The sequence below is a fragment of the Streptococcus sp. HMSC071D03 genome, from assembly GCF_001812125.1.
GTDB classification, from domain to species: Bacteria; Bacillota; Bacilli; order Lactobacillales; family Streptococcaceae; genus Streptococcus; species Streptococcus pseudopneumoniae_N.
Window position 1 is genome coordinate 1 of sequence record NZ_KV807687.1, and the last position, 5166, is coordinate 5166.

Annotated in this window: 1 tRNA gene and 3 rRNA genes; all 4 read left to right on the forward strand. The window is 49.4% G+C overall.

Annotation, left to right across the window (positions count from 1 at the left end):
• Positions 1 to 275 precede the first annotated feature (275 nt).
• A 16S ribosomal RNA gene (locus tag HMPREF2837_RS00260) occupies positions 276 to 1822 on the forward strand.
• Between the two features lie 50 nt (positions 1823 to 1872).
• Positions 1873 to 1945, forward strand: a tRNA-Ala gene (locus tag HMPREF2837_RS00265).
• A 124-nt stretch (positions 1946 to 2069) separates the two neighbouring features.
• Positions 2070 to 4970: ribosomal RNA gene (locus HMPREF2837_RS00270) — 23S ribosomal RNA — on the forward strand.
• A gap of 79 nt (positions 4971 to 5049) precedes the next feature.
• A 5S ribosomal RNA gene (rrf, locus tag HMPREF2837_RS00275) occupies positions 5050 to 5165 on the forward strand.
• The 16S, 23S and 5S rRNA genes sit together here with 1 tRNA gene alongside, the layout of an rRNA operon.
• Position 5166 lies beyond the last annotated feature (1 nt).

Consider the following 5166-nt stretch of genomic DNA (forward strand, 5'->3'; position numbering starts at 1 on the left):
GCGGTAACACGGGTTCGAATCCCGTACGGACTATGGTATGTTGCAGATGAAACACTAGATGAAAAAAATTAAAAAAAGTTTCAAAAAAGTGTTGACAAGCGAAAGCGACTGTGATATACTAATATAGTTGTCGCTTGAGAGAGATTGAGTGACAAAGACCTTTGAAAACTGAACAAGACGAACCAATGTGCAGGGCACTACAACTGAAGTTGTAGTACTGAACAATGAAAAAACAATAAATCTGTCAGTGACAGAAATGAGTGAGAACTCAAACTTTTAATGAGAGTTTGATCCTGGCTCAGGACGAACGCTGGCGGCGTGCCTAATACATGCAAGTAGAACGCTGAAGGAGGAGCTTGCTCTTCTGGATGAGTTGCGAACGGGTGAGTAACGCGTAGGTAACCTGCCTGGTAGCGGGGGATAACTATTGGAAACGATAGCTAATACCGCATAACAGTAGATATTGCATGATATCTGCTTGAAAGGTGCAATTGCATCACTACCAGATGGACCTGCGTTGTATTAGCTAGTTGGTGAGGTAACGGCTCACCAAGGCGACGATACATAGCCGACCTGAGAGGGTGATCGGCCACACTGGGACTGAGACACGGCCCAGACTCCTACGGGAGGCAGCAGTAGGGAATCTTCGGCAATGGACGGAAGTCTGACCGAGCAACGCCGCGTGAGTGAAGAAGGTTTTCGGATCGTAAAGCTCTGTTGTAAGAGAAGAACGAGTGTGAGAGTGGAAAGTTCACACTGTGACGGTATCTTACCAGAAAGGGACGGCTAACTACGTGCCAGCAGCCGCGGTAATACGTAGGTCCCGAGCGTTGTCCGGATTTATTGGGCGTAAAGCGAGCGCAGGCGGTTAGATAAGTCTGAAGTTAAAGGCTGTGGCTTAACCATAGTACGCTTTGGAAACTGTTTAACTTGAGTGCAAGAGGGGAGAGTGGAATTCCATGTGTAGCGGTGAAATGCGTAGATATATGGAGGAACACCGGTGGCGAAAGCGGCTCTCTGGCTTGTAACTGACGCTGAGGCTCGAAAGCGTGGGGAGCAAACAGGATTAGATACCCTGGTAGTCCACGCCGTAAACGATGAGTGCTAGGTGTTAGACCCTTTCCGGGGTTTAGTGCCGCAGCTAACGCATTAAGCACTCCGCCTGGGGAGTACGACCGCAAGGTTGAAACTCAAAGGAATTGACGGGGGCCCGCACAAGCGGTGGAGCATGTGGTTTAATTCGAAGCAACGCGAAGAACCTTACCAGGTCTTGACATCCCTCTGACCTCTCTAGAGATAGAGATTTCCTTCGGGACAGAGGTGACAGGTGGTGCATGGTTGTCGTCAGCTCGTGTCGTGAGATGTTGGGTTAAGTCCCGCAACGAGCGCAACCCCTATTGTTAGTTGCCATCATTCAGTTGGGCACTCTAGCGAGACTGCCGGTAATAAACCGGAGGAAGGTGGGGATGACGTCAAATCATCATGCCCCTTATGACCTGGGCTACACACGTGCTACAATGGCTGGTACAACGAGTCGCAAGTCGGTGACGGCAAGCTAATCTCTTAAAGCCAGTCTCAGTTCGGATTGTAGGCTGCAACTCGCCTACATGAAGTCGGAATCGCTAGTAATCGCGGATCAGCACGCCGCGGTGAATACGTTCCCGGGCCTTGTACACACCGCCCGTCACACCACGAGAGTTTGTAACACCCGAAGTCGGTGAGGTAACCTTTTAGGAGCCAGCCGCCTAAGGTGGGATAGATGATTGGGGTGAAGTCGTAACAAGGTAGCCGTATCGGAAGGTGCGGCTGGATCACCTCCTTTCTAAGGATAAGGAATGCACATTGGTCTTGTTTAGTCTTGAGAGGTCTTGTGGGGCCTTAGCTCAGCTGGGAGAGCGCCTGCTTTGCACGCAGGAGGTCAGCGGTTCGATCCCGCTAGGCTCCATTGGTGAGAGATCACCAAGTAATGCACATTGAAAATTGAATATCTATATCAAATAGTAACAAGAAAATAAACCGAAAACGCTGTAGTATTAATAAGAGTTTATGACTGAAAGGTCAAAAAATAAGGTTAAGTTAATAAGGGCGCACGGTGGATGCCTTGGCACTAGGAGCCGAAGAAGGACGTGACAAACGACGATATGCCTTGGGTAGCTGTAAGTAAGCGATGATCCAGGGATTTCCGAATGGGGGAACCCAACAGGTAATGCCTGTTACCCGCATCTGTTAAGGATGTGAGGAGGAAGACGCAGTGAACTGAAACATCTAAGTAGCTGCAGGAAGAGAAAGCAAAAGCGATTGCCTTAGTAGCGGCGAGCGAAACGGCAGGAGGGCAAACCGAAGAGTTTACTCTTCGGGGTTGTAGGACTGCAATGTGGACTCAAAGATTATAGAAGAATGATTTGGGAAGATCAGCCAAAGAGAGTGATAGCCTCGTATTTAAAATAGTCTTTGTACCTAGCAGAATCCTGAGTACGGCGGGACACGCGAAATCCCGTCGGAATCTGGGAGGACCATCTCCCAACCCTAAATACTCCCTAGTGACCGATAGTGAACCAGTACCGTGAGGGAAAGGTGAAAAGCACCCCGGGAGGGGAGTGAAATAGAACCTGAAACCGTGTGCCTACAACAAGTTCGAGCCCGTTAATGGGTGAGAGCGTGCCTTTTGTAGAATGAACCGGCGAGTTACGATATGATGCGAGGTTAAGTTGAAGAGACGGAGCCGCAGGGAAACCGAGTCTGAATAGGGCGCTTTAGTATTATGTCGTAGACCCGAAACCATGTGACCTACCCATGAGCAGGTTGAAGGTGCGGTAAGACGCACTGGAGGACCGAACCAGGGCACGTTGAAAAGTGCTTGGATGACTTGTGGGTAGCGGAGAAATTCCAAACGAACTTGGAGATAGCTGGTTCTCTCCGAAATAGCTTTAGGGCTAGCGTCGACATTAGAGATTCTTGGAGGTAGAGCACTGTTTGGGTGAGGGGTCCATCCCGGATTACCAATCTCAGATAAACTCCGAATGCCAATGAATTATGGTCGGCAGTCAGACTGCGAGTGCTAAGATCCGTAGTCGAAAGGGAAACAGCCCAGACCACCAGCTAAGGTCCCAAAATAATTGTTAAGTGGAAAAGGATGTGGGGTTGCACAGACAACTAGGATGTTAGCTTAGAAGCAGCTATTCATTCAAAGAGTGCGTAATAGCTCACTAGTCGAGTGACCCTGCGCCGAAAATGTACCGGGGCTAAAACAATTTACCGAAGCTGTGGATACCTTTATAGGTATGGTAGGAGAGCGTTCTATGTGTGAAGAAGGTGTACCGTGAGGAGTGCTGGAACGCATAGAAGTGAGAATGCCGGTATGAGTAGCGAAAGACAGGTGAGAATCCTGTCCACCGTAAGACTAAGGTTTCCAGGGGAAGGCTCGTCCGCCCTGGGTTAGTCGGGACCTAAGGAGAGACCGAAAGGTGTATCCGATGGACAACAGGTTGATATTCCTGTACTAGAGTATGTAGTGATGGAGGGACGCAGTAGGCTAACTAAAGCAGACGATTGGAAGTGTCTGTCTAAGCAGTGAGGTGTGATATGAGTCAAATGCTTATATCTATAACATTGAGCTGTGATGGGGAGCGAAGTTTAGTAGCGAAGTTAGTGACGTCACACTGCCAAGAAAAGCTTCTAGCGTTTAAACATACTCTACCCGTACCGCAAACCGACACAGGTAGTCGAGGCGAGTAGCCTCAGGTGATCGAGAGAACTCTCGTTAAGGAACTCGGCAAAATGACCCCGTAACTTCGGGAGAAGGGGTGCTGACTTAGGTCAGCCGCAGTGAATAGGCCCAAGCAACTGTTTATCAAAAACACAGCTCTCTGCTAAATCGTAAGATGATGTATAGGGGGTGACGCCTGCCCGGTGCTGGAAGGTTAAGAGGAGTGCTTAGCGTAAGCGAAGGTATGAATTGAAGCCCCAGTAAACGGCGGCCGTAACTATAACGGTCCTAAGGTAGCGAAATTCCTTGTCGGGTAAGTTCCGACCCGCACGAAAGGCGTAATGATTTGGGCACTGTCTCAACGAGAGACTCGGTGAAATTTTAGTACCTGTGAAGATGCAGGTTACCCGCGACAGGACGGAAAGACCCCATGGAGCTTTACTGCAGTTTGATATTGAGTGTCTGTACCACATGTACAGGATAGGTAGGAGTCTAAGAGATCGGGACGCCAGTTTCGAAGGAGACGTTGTTGGGATACTACCCTTGTGTTATGGCCACTCTAACCCAGATAGGTGATCCCTATCGGAGACAGTGTCTGACGGGCAGTTTGACTGGGGCGGTCGCCTCCTAAAAGGTAACGGAGGCGCCCAAAGGTTCCCTCAGAATGGTTGGAAATCATTCGCAGAGTGTAAAGGTATAAGGGAGCTTGACTGCGAGAGCTACAACTCGAGCAGGGACGAAAGTCGGGCTTAGTGATCCGGTGGTTCCGTATGGAAGGGCCATCGCTCAACGGATAAAAGCTACCCTGGGGATAACAGGCTTATCTCCCCCAAGAGTTCACATCGACGGGGAGGTTTGGCACCTCGATGTCGGCTCGTCGCATCCTGGGGCTGTAGTCGGTCCCAAGGGTTGGGCTGTTCGCCCATTAAAGCGGCACGCGAGCTGGGTTCAGAACGTCGTGAGACAGTTCGGTCCCTATCCGTCGCGGGCGTAGGAAATTTGAGAGGATCTGCTCCTAGTACGAGAGGACCAGAGTGGACTTACCGCTGGTGTACCAGTTGTCTTGCCAAAGGCATCGCTGGGTAGCTATGTAGGGAAGGGATAAACGCTGAAAGCATCTAAGTGTGAAACCCACCTCAAGATGAGATTTCCCATGATTTTATATCAGTAAGAGCCCTGAGAGATGATCAGGTAGATAGGTTAGAAGTGGAAGTGTGGCGACACATGTAGCGGACTAATACTAATAGCTCGAGGACTTATCCAAAGTAACTGAGAATACGAAGCGTGATTATTTTAAAGTGAAATTTGAAAGATATTCAATTTTGAGTATGTATTACTCAAAGTTAAGTGACGATAGCCTAGGAGATACACCTGTACCCATGCCGAACACAGAAGTTAAGCCCTAGAACGCCGGAAGTAGTTGGGGGTTGCCCCCTGTGAGATAAGGAAGTCGCTTAGCT